This is a genomic window from Flavobacterium sp. JAS (assembly GCF_020991455.1).
In the GTDB taxonomy this organism is placed as follows: Bacteria; Bacteroidota; Bacteroidia; order Flavobacteriales; family Flavobacteriaceae; genus Flavobacterium.
The window spans coordinates 16,536-41,998 of record NZ_JAJMOX010000019.1 but is presented as its reverse complement, the minus strand read 5'-3'; the positions used below and the strand labels follow the sequence as shown (position 1 = coordinate 41,998).

Genomic DNA, 25,463 nt, shown 5'->3' with positions numbered 1-25,463 from the left:
GTAGTGTTTTAGGGTTAGTAATATTAGATATTACATTTTATTATAAAAAAGATACCTTAATTTTAAGATACCTTTTTTTGTTACCTCATGTGAACCAGCTTAATTATCGTCACGAGAATTTATGGTTTATGGAATTGTTAGTGAAACTAAAGCAGTTAATAGATTAAACTTCATTTAGAATCGATCAGAAATTTATGCTTTTATTTCTTTAATATTAAAAAAGAAAGGGAGGGATCTTCCAAAAGACGTTCCATTTCAGCATGAACAATGTCCTGAATATCCTGTTTGATCTGCAGGTAATTTCGTTGGATCATGGCATTATCCAATTTACGTACAGCAGGGATTTCTTTGTAGTTTTCTTCCTCTTTTCGAATAGCCTCGTGATCGTTTACAATCTCTGAGTGAAAGGTTTTAAGTTCAATTTTACAGTCCGGATTATCGGCTACCATACCTACAAATTCACCGGAACTCAAAGCCGAAATTTTGGAAGGAGGTATAGCGGATTCCAGTTGTTTGGAGCGGCTGATGGATGTATCTCCGCTGTTGATGGATATACTTTCACGATCCTGCATTATTTTACCGAAACGCTCGGACAATTGTTTGGAAGTATCTCCGGTAACCTGACCGCTTATGATGTTTCCCGTGATGTTTATTATTACATCAGCCTGCTCGCGTCCATAGTCTTTTCTGAGCTGACTAAAGTCTTGTATGCCCAGACAGGTTGCTACTTTATTACTTCTGGCTGTGGCTATGAGGCTGTCCATGTTGTTGAGATAAATGGTTGGGAACTCATCAAAGATTAAACTGGATTTCATTTTCCCTTTTTTGTTAACGAGCTTTACGAGCCTGTTGACATACAAGGATAAAACGGCGCCATAAATTTGGATTTTCTGAGGGTTGTTTCCCATACAAACAATCTTTGGTTCTTCTGGATTATTGATGTCCAAAGTAAAGTCATTTCCCGATAAAACATAATACAGTGAAGGGGAAGAAAGTCTTGCCATTGCAATTTTGGCAGTTGCAATTTGCCCCTCTAATTGGTCAGTAGCTTCGTTTAGATAAGCATTTATAAATGGATTTATCAGTACTTCAATTTCCTTTTCGGTTCGAAGCAGTGTAAATAAAATATCATACTCCAACTGCATAAGTTCAATTACATGGGGAAGGGTACAGAATTCACCCTCTTTGTAACGCCTGAGATACCAGATGACGGCCGATAAAAAGTTGATAGGAGACTCTACAAAAAAGTCTCCCTGGCGTTTGATCCATTCTTTGTTAAGTCCCATTAGAATAGTCCTTGCTGATTCAGTAGCGTCGGTTATGTCAGTCATAGCATTAGGATCCAATGGATTGCATCTGTGTGTACGATTCAGGTCATCGAAGTTGATGATATAAAATTTAGGTTCAACATCATAGAGGTGTTTGTATTTTAGCCAGGCATTATAAGCTATAATGGTTAAATCAGCGAATTTAAAATCGTATACAAACATGCTGAACTTTTTTTGAATATGCTGGGTAATCACATGACGGATAACGAAATAAGATTTTCCAGATCCGGGACTTCCTGAAACCAGCAGCGAACGAAAGGGATTGATGATGTTGATCCAGCTGTTTCTGACTTTATCTTTTAAATGATATCTAGCGGGAAAATTAATGGAGTATTCATTTTCCAGGAGCCTTTCTTCCTGGGGGAAGGTTTCATTTTGTTTATTGAAAATATCTTTGGAGCTGAGCCTGTTTTTTATAATTCGGGAAAGCAAAGTTCCTCCTGAGAGTATCAATAGAAAACCAACGGAGGTTGTTGCGATATATATTGAGGCGCTAAAGGTTATGCCAGTTTTCAGATATAAAGAAAGATAACTAATAAAATAAATTAATATGCCGGTTGTGATGTAAGCCAGGGCTGTTTTGTGATTGAGTTTTTCATCTTTACGTCCTTTGGCTCCCAGTAGTGAAATAATTAAAAAAACCAATGCAAAAAATTTACATTTATGAAAATTATTCAATAGGCCCGTATTGTAAATGTTGCGTAAAACTGCATCACTAAAAACACTTACCAGCTGCCACTCTTTAAAAGCAGTATAACACACATAATAGAAATGCAAGCTTAACAATATAATGCTAATGAGCCTTGTCATATCTAAAATTTTTCTAAGCGCCTGATCATTTTCTCCTGTCTGCATGGCCATGGTTTTATTTTTATTGATTGTCGGATTGTGCTTTTCTCTTTCTTTTTTTTCGTTTGCCTTTTAATTGCCCCGGCATGTAGTTTCCTATGTATTCATATTTAAGTATGGACTCGATGAGTTCTTTTAGTCCATTATCAGATGATAAATTATTGAGGAGTTTATCATTTGTGTCATCATTGGCTTTATTCTGAAGAATCTCTTCTTTGCTTTTGAACAGGTCTGGTTTTATAATAGATTCTTTTTTATTCGAGTGCGGCTTCTCACAGCGTTCCTGTATGGCTTTTGCGGCATATTCTTTGCCTAAAACACTTCCATTGCAAGCACATTTTGTGAGGTGGTCTACATAGGTAATTCCAAATAAGAGTCCCTGTTCATTTTTTCTGCAAACCATGGTAATACCTTTTTTCTGCAGTATCGTTTCGAGCTGTGAAAAGGATGTTCTTTTACTGTTTAAAAAAGCAAGATTGATTTCATTCCTGATCCTTTTAAGATCCAAAGCGCGTGCTGTTTTATTTACTGCAAATTTTTTCTCCAGATTCTGAAGTGTTGGCTTGCTGTAAAAACTGCTGGCTTTAATTGGAAGCCCTATCGGTTTTTTATCCTTATCAATTATCCTGTAGACGAGTCCTCTGTTCAGAAACATTTTGGAGTCTTCCTTGCCACGTTCAGCCGATACGTTATACAAATTAAGAATAGCATTTAACTCTCCAATTGTGGTAAATTTATAGGCAGGAACTACTGCGTTTAAAATGCCTGTTATTGCTTTTTTAGTTTCAGCTCTGCCGTATTGGACTTTACTAGTATTTACAGCTTTGAGTTCTGTCTTTTGTGTTTTATTTCTGCCATCTGCCTGAACAAGACCAAATGCCTTTTCAATTTCTTTTCGGGCCGTTTCGGACTCGTTACGACCAATATTCTGCATGTCAATTCGTTTGCCGTCAGCCTGTACCTTGATCGATACAATATGGATGTGCGGATGCCCGGCATCGTGATGCTGGTAGACCAGATAGGGCTGCAGGCCAAAACCAATTTTAGTCATATAAACAGAAGCAATTTCCATGAGTTTTTCTTTGGAAAGGAAAGTTTCAACAGGATCAAAATTGAGCGATATATGTACACTGTTTCGGGTGACATTTTGATTTAATTCCAATTGTTTTAACAGTAGCTTTAATTTAAAATCGACAGTCATCAGATCCACGTCTATGGGATAATTCCCTTCTCCTATGCATTGGGCAATACCAAGAGAAACTTTGTTTTCATTATACTGAAGAATACTTCGTACAGAGCGTCCTGTATTTATAACTGCAACCATTTTTCCGAGAGAATTTTAATGTGATTTTTTATTTGATCAATGGAATTAAAAAGGACTTTTTTCTCGAGTTCATACACCCTAATCCATTGTTTAAATTCAGGAATCTGCACCAGTGTATGAAGCTTTTTAACAGCCTGGTTAAAGTTGTTTCCAATAGCATTTAACTCTGCTTTGAGTTGTATCAATTCAGTGAGCAAGTCATCCATAGACTCATTTCTGTATTTCATGACAATGGGCTTCTGCAGGAGATTTTTTCTGGCAAAATCGCTCAGTTTAAGACAAGTTGATTTGGCAAAATGCTTTTGCAGTATTTCATATTCAGCATTGGTTAATCTCAGATGTATCCATCGGATCCTGTTTTTGTTTTGCTCTTTCATTATGTTCACTTTTCATTTTCAATAACAATTTTCCTTGAGGTTTCACCGCCTACGAGTTCCGAGTAAAGAGGCGGCAAGATATCGGTTGTGATACAACCGGACATCTTGCAGATTGCAGGAACGTGGCAATCTTTGAGTTTCTGTCTAAGAAATTATACTCTTCTAACATGGTCAAATCATTTATCACATTAGATTATCAGGAATAATCCATAAGTAATACCAATTGTAATGGAGCAGAGCAGAGCTTAAACTGAGCACTAAATTATAAAAGTCGCAAGTGCTGACCAATCCCCGCTATATTTTGAATGGGGTAAATTGAAGGGAAGGTTTTATTTTTACAGGAGATTATTATTAATTAAATCACGTGAATTATGATTACAAAAAATGATGTTGCCAAGGTTTTTGATACTGTTTTGAGTATCCCTGGCATGGTTGAGGTAGTGAAGATTGATTTGAAAATTTCACGAAAAAATGTATTGCTATTAAGTCATATTATCTCTGATGGACTTACAAATGAAAAGGATGGTTCAATCCTGCTGGGAAGCATAGGAGAGGAGGGCTTTTCAGAGCTCAAAAACCTTTCTGAGGAATGTCTACAGAAAGCAGGACTAGTAGAGCTCAATCAAAAATTAATTACTCTGAGCGAGGCCATTAAATCTTAATTAAAAAAAAGAAAATGCAACAAGGTGCTTTATAGATACAAGGTATTTATAAAGCATTTTTTTGTAAAACACCATTTACAAAAAAGGCTTGTTTTTGACAAATTTTGGCTTGTTTTTGATATTAGTTTTGAAAGGTAGGGTGTTTACATTTGTTAATGAATTTTTCCAATTCTATTAAAGGCTTTGTAGACACATAAACTTTTCGACTATGAAATTTCAATTGAATTTTAAAAGTATTATTACCGAACTGATTTGTCTATTGTACATTCTATTGTTTGTCTATGCGGCAATGAGCAAACTATTAGACTTTGAGAATTTTCAGACTCAACTTGGACAATCTCCTATTCTAAGCCTTTATGCTGATTTTTTCTCAATTAGTGTAATTGTTTTAGAACTTGTTATGGCAACTTTAATAAGCATTCCCAGATTAAGGTATTTGGGGCTATGGGGCGCATTAGTTTTGATGAGTATGTTTACTGCATATATTGTAATTATTCTAAATTTTAGTTCTTTTGTTCCCTGTTCCTGTGGAGGCATTTTAGAAAAGTTGGGATGGAGGGCGCATTTAATTTTTAATCTCGGATTTATTTTCTTGGCCATTGCCGCTATAAAACTCAAAACCAAAAATAATCGTCTTGTAATTCCAATAGCAACTGCTGTTTTATCTGGTGTCATTTTTATAACAGCAGTGTTTCTTTTTTCTGAAGATATTATGGAAAAAGAAAATCCATTTATTAGACGTTTCCCCAATGCCAGTGCAGCAAAAATTGACCGAATTGACTTAAGGAATTCCTCTTATTATATTATTGGTAACCATAAAGATAAAATATATTTAGCCAATCGTCTGGCTCCGCTTCAAATCTTAGAAGTGGATTCCGATTTTAAAAATAAAAGAAGCCATACGATTTCACTCGATCGTGAGAATTTCAAATTTAGGGCTGTTGAAGTTCGTCTGAATCCTCCTTATTTTTATGTAATTGACGGGAGTGTTCCGGTAATTTACATAGGGCTTATTTCTGCATGGAAGGCAAAGGTGGTAAGTACTGGTAAATTTCGATTTTCTGACATCATTTTCAATGATAATAAGCAGGCATTTGTAAGAGCTCAAAAACAGTATACAGGAGAAAATATTTTGGGACTAAGTAAAGACTATGCAAGTTCAGAGATAAAATATAATCCGCATTTATTAGAGAAACAGATTGATGGAATTTTTGATACCGATGGAACAATGCAATACAGCAGATCATTACGTAAACTTATCTATGTTTATTATTACCGTAACGAATATATTGCAGCGGATGAGAATTTAAAACTTCAATATAGGTCTAATACTATTGATACTACCAGCAGAGCAAAACTCAAATTGGTAAAATTAAAACAATCGGGAGACACTAAACTTGCAGCGCCTCCATATATGGTCAATCGCCATACTACACTTTGTGATAATCTGCTTTTTGTAAATTCTCTGCTCAGAGGCAGGTATGAAGGAAATGACGTATGGAAACATGCTACGGCTGTCGACGTCTATGATATCGTAAAACAGCGTTATGTACTGAGTTTTTATGTGTATGATGAAGAAGGTTTGCGCATGAATAATTTTTTTGCAACCGGATCTGCCATGTATATTATTTCGGGACATTATCTACTTAAATATGGATATGGAAAAAACCTTAAATCAAAATTTAAAAGTGACTTATAATGAGTTTAAAAGATACCGGCCGGTAGCAGGAGTTATGATCGAAAACCTGTAGAAAAGAGTAGATCAAATTTTATTAATTTAAATTTTAAGATTATGAAAACTACAATTTTTAAAGCACTTGTACTGCCTGTGGCTGCATTTGTTTTGGCTAGCGCCGGTGCTGTTAGCACCAATACTGCAAAAGAGAGTAAAGCGGATGTTTTAATTACCGCCTATATTCACAATCCGGCAGTGGATGACTGCCAGGCAGTACAGGTTAACTGTAGCCCGGGAGCAGGTCCAACTTGTCTAAGCAGCAGCTTTACAGCTTTTGGAAAAGAATCTGCTGATTCATGTACCATGCAATTGCACCGCAATTAAACGAATCAAATTAATCGTAAAATGTAATGCAGTTTCTATAAGTAGAAACTGCATTATTTTTTTTAGTTATAGAGATACTCCTTTGGTAATCCAAGTAGGTCTGAGATCATCTTTTAAAAAGTAGTCAAACCATTGCATCATCCGATTGGTAAGATCAATTTGATTGTCCGGATTTTCAAGTGAATGATCCTCACTCGGATAGACCAGCATAATGCTTTTAGTACGCAGTTTTCTAAGGGCTAAATAATAGGAAACACTTTGATTCCATGGAATAATCCGATCGTTTTTACCTGTCCATAAAAGTAGTGGTGTTTTTACATTTTGAGCATTTAAAATGGGAGAATTTCTAGAATAACTTTCCTTATCATCGTATAGTGATTTTCCAATACGCCACTGTTGACTTTCGTAACGCCACATGTCAGACTGAAAAATGCCATTTCTGCTGATATTGAAATAAGCTCCGATAACATCACTGACTCCCGCTCCTGATACAGCAGCTGCAAAAAGATTGCTTTGCGAAATGATGAAATTACATTCATAGCCTCCGAAGGAATGTCCAAACAAACCAATTTTACTCTTGTCGATATATTTTTTTTCTGTGGCAGTTTCTACTGCTGTAGTCACGCAGGCCAAGGCCGACATACCTGGTTTTCCTAATTCATATTGGATATCGGGCAACAATACAAAGTAGCCGTTAAGAGTATAGTTGGTGATGTTAAAGCCTTCACTGTTTTGTAAAGATGGATTGACATATTTGTGGATTTCATCAGACATGTTATCGTAGATATAGACCACCATTGGGTATTTTTTTAAAGGATCAATATCAGCAGGAAAAAAGAGCGCTGCTTTTAATTTTTCTCCTCTGAGACTCTTGTAATAGAGTAACTCGGATTTACCAAAGAAATAGTTTTTTTGCTGTTTGTTGGAAGCAAATAAAACAGCAGGTTTACCATCTGTTTTTCTTTTGATTTCCAGCCATGGCGACTGATCATAGGTTTGTTTTTTGTACAGATAAGAGTTATTGGTGCTTCTTTGTATTTCACTTACATCATAAGAGCCATAATCAATTAGTTTGACATCAGAATCAGGATTTAAAAGGCAATAACCAGTTGAGTGGTTTTCTGTATTCTCAAGAGAGAGGATCAGATCTTTTGACATATCAAAAGATGCCTGCAGTCTTTCGTTATAACTGATCAGTGAGCTGTTATTGAATTCACAGGATGCAATTCTGTATATGATATTTTGCTCACGGCCACGAGTGAGCCGGATACATTTAGAACCGTCTATTGCTGAAAGCCAGATATCATAAGCATCGTAGAGTAAAACATTATTCCCATCCGAGCTCCAGCCAGGGTTTCCATAGGCCATAAACTGGTGTGGAGCGGAAGGTTCTGTGTTGTTATCCCATGAAGTTGTAATCTTATCTGTAAGATTGATATAAGTATTTTGTAAAGGATTATAAATCCACCAATTTTTCTCTTTATAATAAAGTATTTTGTTACTCAGTGGATCAAATCCTATTTGATTGGGATCACAAGATTGTTTTTTTAGAATCAGGTTCTGGGTATCATTTTTCAGATCTTTTAGATAGTAGTCCACTTCGTCATAATATTTGGACTGCAGACCGTATGCGTTTTGATCATAAAGAACAGCATAATCCTGCTTACTGGTCAGTATAAAATTGGACAGTTCATCATTATTTATTATTGAATATCGATTAGTCTCAGGATACCAGAGCGCCAGATTTCTATTCCCCATTTTACTTTCGATACGCTGTTTGTCTATAAAGAGCCATTTATCATTTCCATTCCAGACTTCTACTGTTTTTGAATCTTTTTTTCTCTTGGAATCCTTTTTTTGAATCTCCATAAAAAAGACTTTTTTCCCGTCAGGAGAAATCGATAATGAAGTATTTTCAAATACAGTTCGATTCTCTGGAGTTCCTATTTGGGAAGTATAATCAAAAGAAAAAAGTTTCTTGTCGGTAATCCTGAAATAATTAAGATCGATCACTTTTGAAACGGAATCTGTTTCATGCAGAAATGCAATTGATTCGGCGTTATTCTGCCAAACTAAATTGCAGAATTTGCCAATACTGTCTTTTGATATAATAGATCTGGAGTAAGGCTGAAAATGGATTATCCCCACTTCAATTTGTTTTTTTACTGTGCTTGTATAGAGCAGTGCTTTTTTTGAGGAACTTAAGCGGTACTCTGAAATGTTAGCCAGACTGTCTATTATATCTCCCTTATCATTTCTAATTTTCAAAAGACTTTTCTTGGCATAATCCTGATCAAAAGTAAGGATGTACTTTCCGTCTAATGCGTGTTCATAACGCTTAACATTTTCAAATGTTTTGAGTTTGCCTGTTTTAAGGGTAAGAATTTTTAAGCGGGATTCAGGCTGTAAAAACGTGAATGTGTTTTTCCCTGTAAAGTGAGCATCCTGAGCGCCGACAAAAGCAAAGGTTTTGTTTGTATAAGTGTTCTGCACAAACAAAGTATCGAGATGGTTTTCATATGACATTTGATAACTGACCCAGTTTGCGTCATCAGAAAGAGCCTTTACATTTAAAGTCCCCCATTTGATATAGTCGCTTTCTTGAAGCTGTTTTTTTTGCTGCGCCTGCCCCATAAAAGGGCAGGTTAACAGCAAAAGCAACCAATTCAAAATGGAAACGTTAATGCTTCTTTTTATTAAAAAGAGATTGGTCATAACGTGTAATTTACTATCCTTGATTCTGTGGTTTTAAATTTGGATTGGCATTTAGTTCCAGAGCAGGAATTGGCCAGAGACTGTCTGTTGTATTCCAACCGGGCTTAGAAGCAGATAACGTTTCATCTAGTTTTCCTGTTCGTTTCAAATCAAAAAAACGTTGTCCAAATTCAGTAAAAAGTTCAAAACGACGCTGGTTGAGTACATCCTTAATAATTTCTTCTGCACTTATGGCAGTAGTATTGGGAAGTCCGGCGGTGTTTCTAATGGTATTTAAATCTTCCTTGGCTCCAATTAAATCTCCCTGATAGGCTCTGGCTTCTGCGCGGATTAGATATTGCTCTGAGAGTCGAAACAAAATGGAGTATTCCACCGAAGTTGGTGTACTGGATTCCTGTTTGTATTTGGAAGCATAATACCATGTTTCTCCATCGTTTGTAACCTGTGTAATCCAGTGTGTTTTTCTCTGGTCATTGGCCTCAAAAGCACTTATGAAGTCAGGTTTAAGGGCTACAATAGAAGGAGGTCCCGCGGTAAAAATATAGAGGCTTCCTTCTGATGTATTTGCTCCGGCTACTGAGGGCATAAACTGCCAGATAGTGGTAGCGCTTGTTTTAAGAAATATTTTATCAAGGTCATTTTCTCTGACATAAAGCGGATTATTAATTACAGCAGATGCAGCATTGGAAGCCTCGGGATATGATTTCATATAGAGATATACCCTTGCCAGAAGAGCATTGGCTGTGCCTTTATTGGGACGAATGCGATCAGTCGAGGTATAATTCTCTGAGAGCAATACAATGGATTGTTCCAGATCCTTTATGATATTTTGATAGACTTGGTCTGCAGGTAATTTTGAAACCCGGCTGTTCTGTAAATAATCTGTTGTGGTTATGTATGGAATATCCCCATAGAGATTTACTAGATAGAAATGGAGCAGGGCCCTTATAAAAAGCGCTTCTCCAAGAGGCTGTTTTTTATCGATTTCCGATATGGAATTGGATTTATTTAATCCTTCAATTACAGAATTGGCAGAATAGATCTGGTTGTAGCTTTGATTCCACATATCATTTACCCCCAAGTCTGCCGCAAATAAAGAGTTGTTGAAAAAATTGCTCACGGCATTTTGCTGATAATAGTCGAATTCATCGGCGTACAAACCCAGATAGCAAGAGATACCCGTTGCATCTCCTGCAAGGATTCCGTTGTTTCGCATTTTGGTATATAATCCGGCCATCGCAGCATTGGCTGTTGCGACATCTTCAAAAACCGCCTTGGCTGTTAGCTGGGATTTTGGAATGTCTACATCTACAAAGTCATTGCAGGAGCCCAATGTACATAGTGTAAGCAATAAGAACTGATAAAGCAACCTTTGTTTATCTCTAAAAGAGAGAACCGGTGGTATTTTAAGTATATTTTTCATGGCTTTAAGTGTTAGGGTTAAAATGTGAGTTGTATCCCTGCTGTAAATACTTTTAGAGGAGGCAGATAACCGGTATATTTAAATTCGGGATCACCACCTTTGTAAGGTGTGAAAGTCAGCAGGTTTTGTCCCTGTAAGAAGACCTTGCAATTAACGCCCTTTATTGCCTTTAAGGGAAGATCGTAACTCAGGGCAATATTTTTTAGCCTCACGTAAGATGCATCGACAATACCTGCATTGCTGTCAATGTAATTGTAGTAGGCATTTACAGCATCTGAATTTTGTCCGGAGGTATTGATTTGGAAAGTTGCATTATCACCTGCATGTGTCCATGCACTGGTCATGTCTGAGGGTTGATTTACCGGACTGCCTCCAGGTACATTTGAAGTGTAATTGTAACTCTGCTGTTTTACAAATTGAAAGAGAAAGTCAAGATGAAAGTTTTTGTATTGAAGCTGGTTTTCCAAACCTCCAAAATATTTTGGTGTCAGATCAGCGATTGTTTTTTTGTCTTCTAAAGAAGTAATTTGACCATCTTTATTTACATCTTCAACTTCATATAATCCGGTTTGTGGATTAATCCCCTTGTATTGGTAAACTTTCACAATGTTTGTAGATTGTCCTATTACATAGTTGTTGGAGTAGGTAGATCCTTCGAGTCCGGGAAAGGAAATCAGTTTGTTTTTGGCAAGTGATATATTAAAGTTTGTAGACCATTTGAAAGCTCCTGCATTAAAATTTACAGTACGAAGGGTAAATTCGAAACCTGAATTCTGAACCGTTGCGTCAAGGTTGGCATTTATGGAACTGAATCCTGTGGTACCGGGAAGCGGAATTCCTACGAGCTGGTTTGAAGATCTGTTTTGATACCATGCAGCGGTAAGGAAAATACGATCCCTGAAAAAACCTGTTTCAATTGCTGCTTCGAGTTTTTTATTGATTTCCCAACTGAAATTTGGATTATAAAGACGGGTAGGATCCATACCGATGATGCCGTTGTAACTTTGTCCTGAAGACACATAGGTGTCTAAATATTGGTAATCTCCGATTTGGTCACTTCCGGTACTTCCATAGCTGGCACGGAGTTTTCCAAAACTCAGAATAGAGCTTTCTTTTAAAAAGTTTTCTTTTGAGAACAGCCAGGCACCGCCTGCCGCTGCAAAAACAGCAAACTGTTTTCCCGGACCAAATCGACTAGAACCGTCCCTTCTGGCGGTAAGATTCAAAATGTATTTCTCATCCCAATTGTAATTAATTCTACTAAAGAAGGCCTCATATTTATAAATGGTTTGATCGCTTATGAAAATTGATTTTGTTGTAGCCGATGCAATATCAGTAATGAGACTATTGCTTGTAAAACCACGGCCATATTGATATAATCTCGAGGAGTTCTGCTGCTGCGCCGTAGCACCAATCAAAACATCGAGTTTACTGCTTTTAAATTCATGGTTCCAGCGAAGCTGAGGTTCGATAATCCAGGATTGTCTGGAGGTAAGATTCGAATACATTGACGATCTGCTACTGCCAATTTTATAAGCAGGATCATACATGGTAGAAGGCAATAATCGTTGTTCTGTATTTTTTAGATCCGTGAAGCCCAGATTGATTTTAAGTTCCCAATGTGGTTTTATTTCATAACTAATTACACTGTTGGCTACAAGATCATTTGTTTTGGCTGTAGTTATAGCCCTAAGCGCCGCAAGAGGATTTTGAAAAGTACTGTTTTCGAAGTTCAGACTCCCGTCAGGATTATATAGGGCCGGAGCATTTGGAGCAAGGTTTCTGGCAGTACGGGTCAGATCTGTGGCTGCCTGTTCATTATTTTGAAAGGTGTATCCTGTTGAAAAAGTAAGTTTAAATTTTCTGTCTTCACTGCCATGGTTCATGTTAAAATGAACAGCGCCCTTATCATATCCAAAATCACCAGGTAAGACAGTTGTTTCTGTACGGTAGGTGCCACTAAGAAGATACTGGGTTAAATCCGAACCTCCTGATAGTGATGTCTGAAGGTTGGTCATAACTGAGGTTCCCCCTAAGAGTTCTTTCTGCCAGTCGGTATACCTGTTTTGATCCCAAGTCCCATTGATATCATAATCTGAAGCTGGATAAGAAGTAATACCATCATTGGCAAATCCCTGTCTTCTCATTTCCAGATATTGGGGAGTATCCATCAGATTCATCATTTTGGTAACCTTTCCCAATCCTGAGGATGCGGTGACTGTTACACGGGTTTTTCCTGATACTCCTTTTTTAGTGGTAATCAGCACAACACCATTGGCTCCTCGTGAGCCATAAATGGCAGTGGCGTCGGCATCTTTTAAAACCTCGACACTTTCAATGTCAGAGGGATTGATATTGTTAAGAGGGCTTGTAGGAGTTGGAATGCCTGTTGTGGTATTGCTGTACCCAATGATATCGGAAGAATAAGGTACCCCATCAATGATATATAATGGCTGATTACCTTCTTCACGAAGACTGTTTATTCCCCGTATTTTTATCTGAAAACCGCCACCGGGTGTTCCTGAATCCTGAATGATATCCACTCCGGCCATGCGTCCCTGCATGGTGGCCAGTACGTTGGTAACGGGCTGTTTCTCGATGTCTTTTGCCGATATTTTAGCAATACTTCCGGTACGCTCGCTCTCTTTTACTGAGTAGTAACCTGCATTGACACGAACTTCCTGAAGGGTCGTGGTATCGTATACTAATTGTACATCCACTTTTTTACGGCCTTTGACAGGTACTATTAAGGTTTTAAAACCATTAAATGAGACTATCAAAGTATCCTGAGGTGATGCAGAAAGACTATATTGACCATTATAATCTGAAATAGCTGTAGAATTAGTTTTGCTTTTTATAGCAATAGTAACACCAGGCAATGGACTTGTGCCATCGGTTATAGTTCCTTGAATTTGATGCTGTTGGAAAAGGGACGAGTTATACCTAAAAGTTTTTTTGGCATAAACAGATGAAAAAGATAAGAGTAAGCCCAAAAAAAATAGGCAATAAAGATCTTTCCCATCCTTGTAAAATGAAAAATTATTCATAATATTGGATTGGTTAGTTAAACGATGGTTTGATTGACTATGGTCCTCTATGGTTGTTTGGCGACGAAGTAGAGGGCCATTTTTTATGTATTAAGTAGACGACTTAATTAGCATAAGGAGGATTTTTTTAATTCACAGACATAAGCTTTTAAAGGTTCGACTTTATTACGAAACTTAAAACAAAAAAAGAAGGAATATCGCTAAGAATAATAAGAGAGTTTTGAGCAAAAAAAGGCGTGGTACTCATCTTAAACGTCTCTGGTACTTGGCATGACCACCACGAATAAGTGAGCCCACGCCAATAGACGTGAGCATCTTTACTTATCTTCTCGTGGTTTAAACTGCCAAGTTTTGAGCCGAGATTCAAAGCGAATGCTTCAAATATTTTATATGAAGGATCGCAAAAATACAATTCATTCCTGAATAGGAAACAAATATAAAAATATTTTTTAAATACTGGCATATATCCCAATAATATTTTTATCAATAAAACTGAAATTGCTTGAAAACATATTGAAATGGAATTAAATGCAGATTTACAAAAGTATATTGGAAGACAAATTTCTGAAATAAGATTAAAAAATAACCAAACACAACAGGATATTGAATTTTTGACAGGTATCGATTCTGCCGAGGTTAGTAAATATGAAAGCGGTAAACGAAATTTAACTTTAAAAACTTTAATGAAGTTTGCTAGTGCTTTGCAAGTGCATCCTAAGGAATTATTTGATTTCGAATTTGATATAAAAAAATATCAAGTTGAGGAGTAATTAATAAAAAAAGATGCTTAGGCATCTTTTTTTTATTTACTTGAAATTGCAAAAACACGTATTTATACGGGGTCTCTCTATTTATTAAAAAACTAATTTGCCATTTCAAGGGATAATTATGGAAAACCGTAAAAGAACTTGAAAAGGGTTTTCTAAGTTTGATATTCAAAATTGGAAAATGGCATAAAACCATCTGATATTGTTTTGTATTAAGATATTCTGTGGCATGAATATAAGATCTGGGTGAAATGCCAAAAAATAGAGGGAAACAACAGAAAACATTTGAACATATATGGCCGATAGAACAGCAATTGATACAATAAAAGGTTACTTCTATCAATTTGATTATGCAATAGTAAAATTATTAGAATTAAGTCAAGATTCCGATACCATCATTGTTGAGGGAATTGAAGACGTGGATATAAACACTGCAACAGAAGAAACCGCGGTTCAATGTAAGTATTACGCGAAAACTGAGTACAATCATTCGGTAATTGCAAAACCAATAAAGCTTATGCTTAATCACTATAAGGAAGTAAAAAATGGAACGAAAAAAAGAATAAATTACAAACTTTATGGTTTTTTTCAATCTGGTCAAACAAAGTTAACCCTTCCAATAAATTCAACTTTTCTAAAAGACCATTTTCTAACTTATACCGAAAACAAAATAAAACGTTACCATCATTTAGAGTTAAATTTAACTGATGTAGAATTAGATGATTTCATTTCTTTACTTGAAATAGATATTTCAGCTTTAGAATATCAATCACAGGTTTCAAAAATATTGACATTATTGATGAATCATTTTGGATGTAAGGCTTTTGAAGCAGAACATTTTTTCTATAACAATGCTCTCAAAGTAATAAAAGATATTGCAGTTACAAGTAATATCGTACAAAGAGAAATAAGCAAGTCGGAATTTTTAAAAAGAATCAATTTCAAGAGAGTATTATTTAATGAATGGTTCATTACGTATAAAGGAGAAGCAAAATTATTTGCGGAATTAAGAATTCAATATTTCACAGATTTAAACATCTCAAGTTTTGAACGATTTTTTATTATTGAAGTACCGACTACAAATTATGTAAGAGCAGAATTAAAAGATTTAATCTTTACAGTTTCAAGAAAATGGTCGAAACTTTCAGCAAGAGAACCGCACCCATTTTGTCCTTACATTTACCTACATAATATTCTTCCACAAGAGTTACTTGATTTAAAAAAAGAACTTTTTTCAGAAGGCTTCATTTTTATTGATGGATTTGATTTTGATGGTTCGGAATTTAATCCGAAATCAATTTCTAAATCAGCAAATAATAGTAATTCCATTAAAATTAAAATACTCAATAAATTAGAGTACATTGATTTAACCGTAAAAGAAATCAACAAAACTAAAGAGATTTATCAGTTCTACAATTCCAATCCCTTTTTTAATGTTTCATATCCAAGTGTTAAACAAACTCATATTCAATTTTCACTGTTAACCGACATCAAAAAAATCATATAAAAATGGCAGACGAAGTTAAAAAAGTAAATGCAGAGGTAGTTGCAGTTTACCCCGATAAAATAAAAATTGTTGTTGACAACCTTGAAGACTTTAGATTAGCAGGAGAGGTTTTGCAAGTGGGTTCATACCTTAAAATTTCAGATAATGAAAATGCTATATTAATGTCAATAATTGAAAACTTTTCAATTATTGTAAATGACTCAGGAAAAAGAGATTATGCAATTGAAGCACTTCCATTAGGAATGATAAAAAATGGAATGTTTATTAGAGGTGGAGATTCTTTAGCAATTCCTCCAAAAAAAGTAGAACCAGCAACAGAAGAAGAAATTAAAAAGATATACGAACAATCTATTGCCCCTAATGAGAAATTTACTTTTGCTTCGTTATCCTCAAATCACAACATACGAATATCAGTAAACGGAAATAAATTCTTTAATAAACACGTTGCAATAGTGGGTTCAACAGGCTCTGGAAAATCTCACACGCTATCTACAATTATTCAAAAAGCTGTTTCAGAAAAAAGCGGAGAATTTTCAATTAATAACTCGCACGTTATCATATTTGATATTCATTCTGAATATAAGTCAGCGTTTCCAACAGCAAATTTTATAGACATAAAAAATTTGGTGTTACCATATTGGCTATTAAATAGTGAAGAATTAGAGGAGTTTTTTTTGGATACAGAAGCAAATGACCATAATCAAAAATTTATTTTTAAAGAAGCTATAGTAGCTGACAGAATTAAGCACTTTAGCGGTTCGGAAACTGAAAAAAGCAAAATTCATTTTGATTCACCTCTATTTTTTGACATTGATAATGTTCTAAAATATGCAATTGAAAAAAATACAGAAACAATTGGAACTGGAGAAGAATATGCTTCAGGAGCAAAAAAAGGTCAAGAAAAAACTACTCAGGGTAGTTTGTATGGAAAATTAACCAACTTTGTAAATAGATTAGAAAATAAAATTAATGACAATCGTTTATCGTTTTTACTAGGAGAAAATTCGAAAAAAATATCATTTGAAGAAACACTAAATCAATTAATTGGTTATCAAAAAGGTAAAAATGCTAACGTTACAGTTATTGACTTAAGCGGTGTTCCTTTTGAGGTTTTAAGTATTACAGTTTCCCTTATTTCAAGAATGGTCTTTGAATATGGTTATTTCTACAAAAGACTGAGAAATGCAAAAGACCCAAATGAAAAAGTAAATAATGACATTCCTATTTTACTTGTTTACGAGGAAGCCCATAAATATGTTCCCAACAGTGATTTAGTTAAATATCGTTCCTCAAAAAAATCAATTGAGCGAATTGCAAAAGAAGGTAGAAAATATGGAATCACTTTACTTCTTGCAAGTCAAAGACCATCTGAAATTTCAGAAACAATATTTTCACAATGCAATAACTTTATTGCTATGCGTTTAACAAATCCTGTTGACCAAGGCTATGTAAAAAAACTTCTACCAGACACTTTAGGTACTCTAATTGATACAATGCCATCATTGAAACAAGGAGAAGCTTTACTTGTTGGAGAATCAATTATTTTACCTTCTATCGTTCAAATCGACAGATGCACAAATGAACCTTCATCTAATGACATACCTTATTGGGAACTATGGAAAGAGAAATGGAAAGATATGAATATTGACGAAATTAAAACAGAATGGTATAGCTAAAAGGTATTATCAAGAAATACATAATGCAACGGATTTGGACAATAGGCTAAAGGGGAAGTTGGGTTTGTAAATAATGGGCTTTGCTTAATCCAAAAACCATTCTAAAACCAGAATGTTCGCAATAATCTTAACACCAATCTTTAACCATCATAATTTTATAACTACCCGTGATTTCAAAAAACATAAACGATTCAAAGTATTTTGAGAAAATAGAAAACGAGATAACAGAAGAATTAAACAAACGTCAAGAAAGTGTCTTGAAACAATTTTCATATATTAAAGGTTTTGAAGCTACATTGCATTCCTTTCATGGAACTATTAGCCTTGCTAAGTCAGAATCTTTAGATATGGTTCAAGGAACCTGGCCAACACATGAAGATTATATTTCCAGTTGGTTATCAGGACTGAAAGATTTAATTGGTAGTGGAAGAGGACATATGATGCAGAAGATCTTCAAAGTTGATGCTATTAGAGAATATATACTTCTTTTCTTAGAAAGAGATTTTTATAGACATTATAAAGTACGCACTAAACAAAAACCACAAGAAAATTTATGGTCAATCTGGTTTGGAAACGAAATTATATTTTGGGGATTACTCATAGCTCCACGTTTAGTTGAAGGTTATTGGGAGAATAAACCAGGTAGAATAAGAAAAGTTGAATTTGGTTACTGGACTATTGGCCATGTTCTACAAACAGGGCTTGTTGACCCTGAAAATAATATGGTTTTAACATTTCGAGATGTAGAAGATTTTTTAACTTTCTATCAATCAATATTGAAACGAGTTTCAAATTCCATTTATGAAAAGCAAATTTTTGATTTTTATTGTAATTATATCAGAGCTTCACGAAATTCCTTATTAGAACCAATATTGATTCCTGAATTTAGATACGACGGCTTAAAAAAGAAACACAAATTTCGATTAGATTTCACAATTTTGAATTGCCATACAGGACAGCGTATTGGTTTTGAACTTAGCCCACAATCTACTCATATGGCGGTTTCAGGAATAAAAACGAAAACACAAACCGAAATGAATAAAGACTTAGCTGTAAAATGGAGTAAGGAAATGCAAAAAAGAAATGAATATTTTCAACAGTTTGGCATTACAACTATCACTTTTACAGATACTCATCTTACTAATATGGATGAATGTTTTAAAGCGATGAAGCATTTCTTAGAAAAGAGAAAGCCTGAAAGTAAAAGTATTCAAGAATTGGTTACCGAAATTATATCTCTATGATAAGACCGCAGCTAACAGCCGTTTGGCGAGATTGGAGTTTTAGACTGAATTTATAGAGGGGTTGTATGTGGAAAATTTGTGTTTAACCGAAAATTCCGCATCTTTATTCCAAGCTCGCCAAGTGCCAGAACGGTAGTAATAACTTTAGAAATGTGCAAAAAGAACTAATCGTTTAATATGAAATTATTTGAAGATAAAGTACGTGACGATTATCGCCGAGCTTCATTCGGAGATAATATATTTGATTATTATAATGATAATCAGTAAGCTAATATTGCCAAGATTAGAGAACTATTAAATAAGTGGTTCGAAAATTATCCAGAAGTTAATAAAATAGAACTTAAACAAAATTTCAAAAATAGTTTTAACGATGCTTTTTATGAATTATTTGTGCACGAAACTTTTTTTCGTCAGGGCTATATTCTTGAACCACATCCTTTACTAGAAAATTCAAGCAAGAAGCCAGATTTTTTAGCAAGAAGGGGGGAAGAACAATTTTATATTGAAGCAACAACAGTATCTTCCTTATCAGAGTTAGAAGTTAAACATGAAAATTTTAAAGCACAATTTATTAATGAACTTAATAAAATGAACTCCCCAATTTTTTGGTTGGGATTGGAAAAACTTGAATTTAAAAAGGATAACTTTCCCAAAGTTGGAAAACTACGGAAGGCATTTGAAAGTGAACTGAATAAAATAAATCCAGCTGACATTGAAATTCGAGAAAAAAATACTTTACTAACTAAACATTTGAAATATGAAGATGATAATTTACTTATAATTTTATCACTTTTTATTAAATCAGAGGCTGTTAAAAATAAAGAAGATATTGGGCCTATTGGATTTCAGTTTTCTCCCGTTACCATAAAAGATGCAAGTGAGGGTTCAGATAAAATTCTTAAAAATTTTAAAAGTAAAGCCAGAAGATATGGTGTATTAAATAAACCATTCATAATATGCTTAAATCTTGATTTCAATTTTAATTTAAAATATGATGTAGATTGGGCATTTTATAATACAAATAGTTTCAATTCTATCGAACCAAAATTCACAAAAGTATGTGCTGTATTTGTAAGTGATGTAAACGTAGGGAATATTTTTTACCTCCCAAAACATAGATTGATAGTAAATCAACATTCAACATATCCGATACAAATGGAAAACCTAGAGTTTTCGTTCGAAAGTCAAGAAGTAGAAACAAATAAAAAAGATATTAATAAAATACTCGAATTAAATGGACAAAAACATTTTGGAATAACGTTTAAAAAAAAACTACCACTAACAGCTATAACGGATTTTGATAACTGGCGTACTGAAAAATGCTTTTATATTTGAATGATTTAGTAAATCCGAGAATAAGGCTTAATATGGCTCAAAACCCGCTGTATTGCCGGAACGTTAGCGGATATAACAGAAAATACGTGTGAATTCAGTAATTGATAACGCATCACCCAACTTAAATTTATTTAGATTTTGATTTTAAACGAGTAAACTCTTGCATAACTGGATTCATAAATCTGGGTAATTTTTGTTCGCTAGATTTTGCAGACATTATTGAAGCAATATATTTAAAATCTTCAATTTGGACTTTGTCATATTGATGGGACTTAATTTCTAAATGATTATTAATCATATAAAATGCTAATATCTCGCTTTTAGCATGTTTTACCCTTTCACGACTGGTTAGGTTATTTATATCATTTAAATCGTATGTATACATTTCTGTAACAAAAAGAACATTAATTATTTTATCTGCATCGATGCGTCTAGCTATTTCATTAAACTTTCTATATACAGTAGTTTTAATTGAAAATCCAAAAGTATCTAATTCAAATGTTTCATCACTATATAAAATTAGGCAAGTCGGTAGTAGCGTTTTTTGCATTTGAAAAAATACCAAATGCATCAGTTCAAATTTACTAAATAGGTCGCCACCAGGGTACGTTTTATTTAGATTTTCAATTGGAACTCTTGTCTGACTAGAGCCTGGCCACATAGCAACCCTTGAAGCTTTCTCAAAATATTCTTTTTTACAATAGAATACATAATCATCAATGAAAAGCAAATCTTTAGGTACTCGATAGAAATTCATCTTGTTTATTTTCCTTTCGAGTTCATTAGATAATTTGCAATCCTCATTGATTGATTTTTTCATGTCAGCTAAGAAGAGTTTCATTTGATTTATACCAAAAATCAAATTATCATACAAATCTTCACTATGACCATACTCATAAAATAAAAATTCTGCCGAAAACATCACTTCTAATTGACCAAAACTTATAAATTTTGTACGAAGCGACTCAACTATAGTCGAAATTTTTATATCATTATCGATGGTAAAGATTAATTCAGGAAGTGACAATGTAGTCTTACCAGAATAAATAGTAATTATAATCCTTTTTTCCAAATTAAAAGGTTGTTGCTTAAGTACTTCGTTCCTCTTTTCTACAAACCATTTACCGACACCATTAACTAGGTGTTGATCGCGTAAGTTTTCGTATGTAGACATGAACTCTGTTTTGGCCAAAGATTTTTGTAGCACAAAGGTGATATTTCTATATTCTGAAAAGAAATTATCCAGATAACTTATATTATCGAAGAAGTTTGTACCTTTTTCAAACTTTTCCAAACTGTTTAATGCGCTATAAAATTTATGTAGTGCCGGATATAGTAAGCCTCTGGAGTTATTCATTTATTTTTTTATTTAAAAATTAAAGATATGAAAAAGTAATTCTTCAAAGTCGCAAAACTTTGGTATTGTAAGAAAGTTGAATTTCTCTCTGGAATTTAATTAAAAAGTTGGGTGAATAAATTGTACTTTAAAATCAAAGAATAAATATGATGCTTGCGATCTTTTTTTTATGTAGTTAAAATTATAAAAACACGTATTTATACGGGGTATATTTACTCATTAAAAAACTAATTTGCCACTTCAAGCGTACAATTATGGAAAACCGTAAAAGAAAATGAAAGTGGTTATGTAAGTTTGGTATTAAAGCTTATAAATAGCATGAAGCTATTTAAAATCATATTGTAATAAACATTTTCAGAACAAAATCCGACCAGATGTCACACGTAAGACTCAAACCTTCAAAAGAATTTAAAATAGATTTTAATCCATCTAAATTGGATGCAGCAAGTATTCCAGAAGAAAGTAATACTTATAGCCAAGAATATGTGAGTTCAAATAAATTGGCCGAGCACGAAAATTTTGATATTATGATAATGCTGGATAGTAAAGTACTTTATGGCTATGATTATATCTATCAAAACAAAAAACTTATACTTCCCGAAGTGGATCCAATTACAATTTTCTTCTCAAATGCTGTTATGTCCTATGGACGACTACAACATTATAAGATTAAGCTTTTGGAAGAGTCATCAAAAGCGGGTGAAACTGGGAGGAATTTAGATTTAAATTTGTCAGGAGATTTTTTTCAGCCAGCCATTAATTGTATAATAAATCTTCAGGCGTCATTGGAAAGCTTTGCAAATAGAATAATTCCAGAAGATTATTTGTTTATAGATAAAACTGGAAACAAAATTTTTCCTACAGTTAGTTACAAACTTTATAACGTTGTTCCAAAAATTAAACTTATCGATTTCAAGCAAGCAAGAAATAAAAAACACAATAAAACCATAGATAAGTTAATACAATTACGAAATGATATTATACATCTAAAACCAGCGGAAAAAACTAATACTGGTTATAAAGGAACTTATAAAGAAATCCTAGATTTTGACTTTATTAGAGCAATTAATGCTGTGCAATCCTATATTAATTTCTATCAGGATAGCTTATTGTCAGAATGTCCTTGTGGAAACGACTATTTTTTTGACAAATTTAAAAATGAATAGAAAACGATTACAACAGCTACAAGGGATTTGGACAATTTGCCTAATTGAATGTTGGTTTTGTATTTAGGATGACTTGGGAAATCGGAAGAATGGGATCAATTCATTGTAAAATATACTGTGCTACAGTAAGTTATGCGAGAATCGAGATATTTATAAATAATTTACAACATAAAAATTACTCATATGGCAAAAACTGTAACAATTAAATTAACTGGTCTAGCAGAAAAATTCGTTGAAGAAATGAAGAATCAAGGTTTAACTGAAGGAGATGTCATTTCGCAAGGACTAGGGATTCTAGAACAAATTTGGCGTACTAAAAGAGTAGCTTTGGTCAAAGAAAGTTTTTGGTTGGAAAATAATAGATACGCATCTTCAACCGAAACGCAGATAAATTATCCTAAAGATGAAAACGTGCTAGAATATTATTTTCATGTTCAAACGCCACAGTCTATGAATCTAGATCAGATAGAAATAGGGACAAGAATTACAACTAGATAAATATGGCTGTATCATCAAATCCCGTAAACTCTTTACCAGGAGTTGAAATCCAGAGAGAAAAAACACGAACAAGAATAGCTTATATAGCTCTTTATAGTTATATAGGACTATTGACAATTATAATCATAATTGGTTGGTGGCTTCTTTGTTTACCAATAGATGACGTTTTAAAGATTTTAACAACCGTCGCCTCAATATTAAGTGGTATAGTTGGTGCAATTATTGGATTCTATTTTAGAGACAAAGAAAAGGAGTAGCTTCACATAACAACTTGTAACTGCAATCACGCAGTTATCAGCAGTAGATATATTTTAACAAAGAAATTTTATCTTCATTATAGAATTCAGTTCACTTTGATTTCCTACTTTCAGTTAAAGGCGAAACGTTTATATACAACCTTAAAGAAAATGCGATAAAATGAAAATATCGGAACAAATATTTCAGCTAAAAAGAGAAACTAATGCAATTACTTTAAACCCAATACTCAGTTTAATTGATATTGAAATTGTACAACATTTTGAAGCAAAAGCACTAATTGATGAGAACTATAGAAGAAAACTAAAAAATATTAGTAATAATTTAAAAGGATTGACTTTTGAATACACAAAAAAATATCAAGATATTTTCAATTCATATAACGAATTAATAGTGTTTGAATTGATTAATAATAAAACTGATGTTAGCGTTGAATTTATTAAAGAAGAAAAGGGGAATAAAACTCCTGATTTTAAAATCTCTTCAAAAGATTCATTTATTTTTTCAGATTTAAAGACTTTAAATTTTGCTGACGGCAATAATAATTATATTGAAATTCAAAAAGACAGTTTTGAAAGTAATGTAAAGTTAGAGAAACAAATAAAAAATTCACATAGAGGGCTTTTCTTTGGTGATCCAGTTTCAATTTCTCCTTTTAAAAAAGGTAGTAATTTTGGTCATTTTGATATAAAATCAATAATTGAGGAAATTATTTCTAAAGTAATTTCTTTATATAAACCAAAGCAAATAAATTACCTCGGCTCTAATGGAATATTGATAATTGACACGACACAATTATTAGTTCCTGCTTCTTTAAATCAAGGTTTGCCTATTACCAGGGGATTTCAATATGGTGAACTAAATAGTGGAATTCTTTGGAATGTTGCTTTTGGTGAAATAGGTGATCCAACTTACACTTGGATTGAATTTGAAGGAAAACCTAACATTGGAGAAAAACTTAAAAAAAATGGAATATTGAAAGATGAAAGTTTTTTGGAATTAAAAGCTATAGCTTTTATAACAAATGATATTGAACAAAAGAAGATTATTGGATTTCACAGAACAAATGAAACTGACGAATCTCTTTTAATAGTATTAAATAAAATCTGTGACTTTGTAAACGATGAAACAAATAGTAGATTTTGGGAAATTGATGAACATGCCAGCCGGTAACAGCTATTTATTTGTAAGATTGACTTAATGAAAGTCTGGCTTGTTTTCGTATTAGTTGGCAAATACAAAAAAATGATAAATTTTATTTTATAACCGGCGTGGTAGCGGGCCTTTAGCAATAATCATGGAAATAAGACTTGCAAGTAAAGAGGAATTCGAAGTAGAAGTTTCAGAGTTTCGAAAAATTAAAATCGAAAAATTAAGAAAGATAGAACCTAAATGGGCCTGTGGAAAACATACAGACAAAATTAGAGATTATTCACAACATCCTGAATTTGGTGATTATAAAATTTTCAACGTCAGCATTGAGGATCTGTTAGTTAATGTTGAATTCTGTGATTTTGATCTTACGAAATTATTTGTCGATGACATAGCAAGTGACTACAGAGTCGTATCGACATTAAAAAGATGGCTAAATAATGACTATGTTGATCCATTAACATTAACATTGAATGGCTCTACTAATAAGCAATTCTCTATTTCTGATGGTCGGCATAGATTTAAAATCTCAAATTTTTTGGGATTAAAAAAGATTCCGATCGCTATCCATGAATTGAATATTGAATATATTGGAAGAATTATAACTTTAGAAGAATTATGACAACTGTTAACAGATACTGCGGATTTGGGCAATTAGATTACTGGACAGATGTTTTTTGTATTTGGGACAACTAGGCAGAATAGGAGATTAGCCTTAAGTT

20 protein-coding genes are annotated in these 25,463 nt (G+C 33.7%); 13 read left to right on the top strand and 7 right to left on the bottom strand.

Features of this window, described 5'->3' with window-relative positions:
* Positions 1 to 200 precede the first annotated feature (200 nt).
* From mobC to LPB88_RS22515, 3 genes are read right to left on the bottom strand one after another with little or no spacing between them, the layout of a single operon-like run.
* Positions 201 to 2,183, bottom strand: coding sequence for a conjugal transfer protein MobC (gene mobC / locus LPB88_RS22525; RefSeq protein ID WP_230717915.1), 1,983 nt, complete (start codon positions 2,181 to 2,183; stop codon positions 201 to 203).
* A 16-nt stretch (positions 2,184 to 2,199) separates the two neighbouring features.
* Positions 2,200 to 3,501, bottom strand: a complete 1,302-nt coding sequence (locus LPB88_RS22520; RefSeq protein ID WP_230717914.1) for a relaxase/mobilization nuclease domain-containing protein — start codon at positions 3,499 to 3,501, stop codon at positions 2,200 to 2,202.
* Positions 3,486 to 3,878, bottom strand: a complete 393-nt coding sequence (locus tag LPB88_RS22515; RefSeq protein ID WP_230717913.1) for a plasmid mobilization relaxosome protein MobC — start codon at positions 3,876 to 3,878, stop codon at positions 3,486 to 3,488. The genes LPB88_RS22520 and LPB88_RS22515 overlap by 16 nt, the downstream gene beginning before the upstream one ends.
* A 371-nt stretch (positions 3,879 to 4,249) precedes the next feature.
* On the opposite strand from LPB88_RS22515, the gene LPB88_RS22510 reads away from it, so the two are divergent.
* From LPB88_RS22510 to LPB88_RS22500, 3 genes are all read left to right on the top strand, one after another.
* Positions 4,250 to 4,540 carry a hypothetical protein gene (locus tag LPB88_RS22510; protein ID WP_230717912.1) on the top strand — a complete coding sequence of 97 codons (291 nt, stop codon included), beginning with the start codon at positions 4,250 to 4,252 and terminating at the stop codon, positions 4,538 to 4,540.
* A 208-nt stretch (positions 4,541 to 4,748) separates the two neighbouring features.
* Positions 4,749 to 6,239, top strand: coding sequence for a MauE/DoxX family redox-associated membrane protein (locus LPB88_RS22505; RefSeq protein ID WP_230717911.1), 1,491 nt, complete (start codon positions 4,749 to 4,751; stop codon positions 6,237 to 6,239).
* 93 nt (positions 6,240 to 6,332) lie between these two features.
* Positions 6,333 to 6,599: a DUF6520 family protein gene (locus LPB88_RS22500; protein WP_230717910.1), complete on the top strand. Its 267-nt coding sequence runs from the start codon at positions 6,333 to 6,335 to the stop codon at positions 6,597 to 6,599.
* Positions 6,600 to 6,665: 66 nt separating this feature from the next.
* On the opposite strand, the gene LPB88_RS22495 is transcribed toward LPB88_RS22500, so the two are convergent.
* The 3 genes from LPB88_RS22495 to LPB88_RS22485 are packed head-to-tail and all read right to left on the bottom strand — an operon-like array spanning position 6,666 to position 13,784.
* Positions 6,666 to 9,314, bottom strand: coding sequence for a S9 family peptidase (locus LPB88_RS22495; protein WP_230717909.1), 2,649 nt, complete (start codon positions 9,312 to 9,314; stop codon positions 6,666 to 6,668).
* A 13-nt stretch (positions 9,315 to 9,327) separates the two neighbouring features.
* Positions 9,328 to 10,737 (bottom strand): RagB/SusD family nutrient uptake outer membrane protein, encoded by a 1,410-nt coding sequence (locus tag LPB88_RS22490; RefSeq protein WP_230717908.1) that lies wholly within the window; start codon positions 10,735 to 10,737, stop codon positions 9,328 to 9,330.
* Between the two features lie 17 nt (positions 10,738 to 10,754).
* Positions 10,755 to 13,784 carry a SusC/RagA family TonB-linked outer membrane protein gene (locus tag LPB88_RS22485; protein ID WP_230717907.1) on the bottom strand — a complete coding sequence of 1,010 codons (3,030 nt, stop codon included), beginning with the start codon at positions 13,782 to 13,784 and terminating at the stop codon, positions 10,755 to 10,757.
* Positions 13,785 to 14,302: 518 nt separating this feature from the next.
* Here LPB88_RS22485 and LPB88_RS22480 point away from each other — a divergent pair.
* The 5 genes from LPB88_RS22480 (at position 14,303) to LPB88_RS22460 (ending at position 20,313) form a co-directional block, all read left to right on the top strand.
* Positions 14,303 to 14,554 carry a helix-turn-helix domain-containing protein gene (locus tag LPB88_RS22480; protein ID WP_230717906.1) on the top strand — a complete coding sequence of 84 codons (252 nt, stop codon included), beginning with the start codon at positions 14,303 to 14,305 and terminating at the stop codon, positions 14,552 to 14,554.
* A gap of 292 nt (positions 14,555 to 14,846) precedes the next feature.
* Positions 14,847 to 16,058: a DUF4297 family anti-phage-associated protein gene (locus LPB88_RS22475; RefSeq protein ID WP_230717905.1), complete on the top strand. Its 1,212-nt coding sequence runs from the start codon at positions 14,847 to 14,849 to the stop codon at positions 16,056 to 16,058.
* Positions 16,059 to 16,060: 2 nt separating this feature from the next.
* A complete protein-coding gene (locus LPB88_RS22470) occupies positions 16,061 to 17,734 on the top strand; it encodes an ATP-binding protein (RefSeq protein ID WP_230717904.1) in 1,674 nt (557 codons plus the stop codon).
* 167 nt (positions 17,735 to 17,901) lie between these two features.
* On the top strand, positions 17,902 to 18,978 hold the full coding sequence (locus tag LPB88_RS22465) for a hypothetical protein (RefSeq protein WP_230717903.1): 1,077 nt from the start codon (positions 17,902 to 17,904) through the stop codon (positions 18,976 to 18,978).
* A gap of 390 nt (positions 18,979 to 19,368) precedes the next feature.
* Positions 19,369 to 20,313, top strand: a complete 945-nt coding sequence (locus LPB88_RS22460; protein WP_230717902.1) for a hypothetical protein — start codon at positions 19,369 to 19,371, stop codon at positions 20,311 to 20,313.
* Between the two features lie 127 nt (positions 20,314 to 20,440).
* Here the strand turns inward: LPB88_RS22460 and LPB88_RS22455 are convergent, their stop codons facing one another.
* On the bottom strand, positions 20,441 to 21,670 hold the full coding sequence (locus LPB88_RS22455) for a hypothetical protein (protein WP_230717901.1): 1,230 nt from the start codon (positions 21,668 to 21,670) through the stop codon (positions 20,441 to 20,443).
* Between the two features lie 374 nt (positions 21,671 to 22,044).
* Here LPB88_RS22455 and LPB88_RS22450 point away from each other — a divergent pair, with 374 nt between their 5' ends.
* From LPB88_RS22450 to LPB88_RS22430, 5 genes are all read left to right on the top strand, one after another.
* Complete coding sequence (locus LPB88_RS22450; protein ID WP_230717900.1) at positions 22,045 to 22,836, top strand: hypothetical protein; 792 nt, start codon at positions 22,045 to 22,047, stop codon at positions 22,834 to 22,836.
* A 183-nt stretch (positions 22,837 to 23,019) separates the two neighbouring features.
* The gene (locus LPB88_RS22445) at positions 23,020 to 23,334 is read left to right on the top strand and encodes a hypothetical protein (protein ID WP_230717899.1); all 315 of its coding nucleotides are present in this window, start codon (positions 23,020 to 23,022) and stop codon (positions 23,332 to 23,334) included.
* A gap of 2 nt (positions 23,335 to 23,336) precedes the next feature.
* Entirely contained in the window at positions 23,337 to 23,591 is a 255-nt protein-coding gene (locus tag LPB88_RS22440; protein WP_230717898.1) for a hypothetical protein, read from the top strand.
* Positions 23,592 to 23,751: 160 nt separating this feature from the next.
* The gene (locus tag LPB88_RS22435; RefSeq protein WP_230717897.1) at positions 23,752 to 24,762 is read left to right on the top strand and encodes a hypothetical protein; all 1,011 of its coding nucleotides are present in this window, start codon (positions 23,752 to 23,754) and stop codon (positions 24,760 to 24,762) included.
* 124 nt (positions 24,763 to 24,886) lie between these two features.
* Positions 24,887 to 25,363, top strand: a complete 477-nt coding sequence (locus tag LPB88_RS22430; RefSeq protein WP_230717896.1) for a hypothetical protein — start codon at positions 24,887 to 24,889, stop codon at positions 25,361 to 25,363.
* The last annotated feature ends 100 nt before the right edge of the window (positions 25,364 to 25,463 follow it).